This is a genomic window from Achromobacter sp. 1011811831, from assembly GCF_059760905.1.
Window position 1 is genome coordinate 1 of sequence record NZ_JCBANG010000184.1, and the last position, 2,364, is coordinate 2,364.

The window sequence follows — 2,364 nt, forward strand, 5'->3', positions numbered from 1 at the left end:
CCATGTGGCGTCTCGTGGGCTCGGAGATGTGAATAAGGGACGGCCCCCGTCCTGGCCCGCAGAAGGAGCCCACCGCATTCCCTTCGGCGTCTATACCGACGCGGCCCTGCACCAGCGCGAGCTGGAACGCTTCTTCTATCACGGCCACTGGAGCTATGTCGGCCTGGAAGCCGAGATCCCCAAGCCCGGCGATTTCAAGCGCACCGCCGTGGGCGAGCGCTCGGTCATCCTGCTGCGCGACCAGGATGGACAGGTGCGCGTGGTGGAGAACGTCTGCGCGCATCGCGGCGTGCAGTTCTGCCGCGAGCGCCACGGCAACCGCAGCGAGTTCGTCTGCCCGTATCACCAATGGAACTACGACCTGCAGGGCAACCTGATCGGCGTGCCGTTCCGGCGCGGCGTCAAGCAGGACGGCAAGGTCAACGGCGGCATGCCGCCGGACTTCAAGCCCGAGGAACACGGCCTGACCAAGCTGGCGGTGGCCTGCCGCAACGGCGTGGTGTTCGCCTCGTTCGACCACGAGGTCGAGCCGCTGGAGGACTACCTGGGGCCCGACATCCTGCATTACTTCGACCGCGTCTTCGACGGCCGCGAGCTGGTGATCCACGGCTACAGCCGCCAGCGCATCCCGGGCAACTGGAAGCTGATGCAGGAGAACATCAAGGATCCCTATCACCCCGGCCTGCTGCATACCTGGTTCGTCACCTTCGGCCTGTGGCGCGCCGACAACCGCTCGGAACTGAAGATGGACCGGCACTTTCGCCACGCCGCGATGATCTCCACGCGCGGCCAGGGCGGCAAGGGCAGCGTCACCAGCGGCGTGTCGAGCTTCAAGGAACAGATGTCGCTGAACGACGATCGCTTCCTGGACATCGTGCCCGAGCCCTGGTGGAACGGGCCGACCGCCGTGCTGATGACGCTGTTCCCCAGCGTCATCATCCAGCAGCAGGTCAATTCACTGTCGACCCGCCACATCCAGCCCGCCGGCCATGACGCCTTCGATTTCGTCTGGACGCATTTCGGCTTCGCCGAGGACAGTCCGGAAATGACGCGGCGACGCCTGCGCCAGGCCAATCTGTTCGGCCCCGCCGGCTTCGTGTCAGCCGACGACGGCGAGGTGATCGAGTTCTCGCAGGCCGGCTTCGCGCAGAAGCCCTGGCACCGGAGCGTGGCGGAGCTGGGCGGCAAGACCGCCGAGAACACCGAACACATGGTCACCGAGACGCTGATACGCGGCATGTATCAGTACTGGAAAAAGGTGATGGCCCCCCCGAGCGCTGCGCGCTTCCCCCAGGGGCGCAGCTGCGGACCGGCGGAGCCGGATCCGCGCTGCCCGGATGGGGACGGTATTGCCTGAATGGGGCGCGTTTCTTCTTGAGCGAGGTGCGCTTCTTCTTGCCTTGTGGCGCTTTGCGCCAGGGATGACTGAACATGATTGAATTTGGCTTGTACTGGCAGATCGGCCAGCTTTATGCCGACTATGCCGCGGCGCTGGACGCGGGGGAATGGGACAAGTGGCCCGACTTCTTTGTCGAGGACTGCGTCTACAAAGTGATGCCGCGCGAGAATCACGAACGGGGTTTTCCGCTGGCGACGATGTCCTTCGAGAGCCGCGGCATGCTCAAGGACCGCGTCTACGGCGCGACCGACACCATCTTCCATGACCCGTACTACCAGCGCCATGTGGTCGGCGCGCCGCGCGTGCTGTCGGTGGATGCCGGGCGCATCGCGTCCGAAGCTAGCTATGCCGTGTTCCGCACCAAGCCGAACCAGCTGACCACGGTCTACAACGTGGGACGCTACGAGGACGTGATCCGGCGCACGCCGGACGGCCTGAAGTTCGAATCGCGCCTGTGCATCTTCGACAGCGAGCTGATTCCGAATTCCCTCATCTATCCGATCTGACCAGGAGCCTGAACGCATGAGCACGGAATGGACCAGGGCCCTCGCGCGGGCCGACGTGCCGGACGATGACGTCATCGCCGTGACGGCCGGCGGCAGGGAAGTCGCGCTGTACGGCGTGGACGGCGAGGTCTACGCCACCGCCAACCTCTGTACGCACGGCAATGCCAGGCTGTGCGACGGCTTTCTCATGGGCCACGAGATCGAATGCCCGCTGCACCAGGGCCGCTTCGACGTGCGCGACGGCCGCGCGCTGTGTTCGCCGTTGAGGGAAAACCTGGCCACCTACCCCGTCCGGATCGAGGACGGCTTCGTGTTCGTGGCCTTGTAGGCTAGTGTGCTGTCCCGTAGGTACGTCCGCATGACGAAATTCATCCATAGACGTCAGGGCTAGGCGCAAACCGCAGTGATACCCGTAGGTATCACGAGGATTTGCAACGACGCCATGGCGGCTAGGGGTGG

The 2,364-nt window shown here is 64.8% G+C and carries 3 protein-coding genes; all 3 read left to right on the forward strand.

What is annotated here, in order from left to right:
* Positions 1–28 precede the first annotated feature (28 nt).
* The 3 genes from AC6LJ9_RS30440 (at position 29) to AC6LJ9_RS30450 (ending at position 2,233) form a co-directional block, all read left to right on the forward strand.
* Positions 29–1,357, forward strand: coding sequence for an aromatic ring-hydroxylating dioxygenase subunit alpha (locus AC6LJ9_RS30440; RefSeq protein WP_498150427.1), 1,329 nt, complete (start codon positions 29–31; stop codon positions 1,355–1,357).
* Between the two features lie 74 nt (positions 1,358–1,431).
* Positions 1,432–1,905 (forward strand): aromatic-ring-hydroxylating dioxygenase subunit beta, encoded by a 474-nt coding sequence (locus AC6LJ9_RS30445; protein ID WP_498150428.1) that lies wholly within the window; start codon positions 1,432–1,434, stop codon positions 1,903–1,905.
* Between the two features lie 16 nt (positions 1,906–1,921).
* Complete coding sequence (locus AC6LJ9_RS30450) at positions 1,922–2,233, forward strand: non-heme iron oxygenase ferredoxin subunit (protein ID WP_498150429.1); 312 nt, start codon at positions 1,922–1,924, stop codon at positions 2,231–2,233.
* The last annotated feature ends 131 nt before the right edge of the window (positions 2,234–2,364 follow it).

What these genes read in the sequence shown, in the direction of transcription:
- AC6LJ9_RS30445 (WP_498150428.1), top strand. Translation starts at nt 1,432, where the DNA reads ATGATTGAATTTGGCTTGTACTGGCAGATCGGCCAGCTTTATGCCGAC.
- AC6LJ9_RS30450 (WP_498150429.1), top strand. Translation starts at nt 1,922, where the DNA reads ATGAGCACGGAATGGACCAGGGCCCTCGCGCGGGCCGACGTGCCGGAC.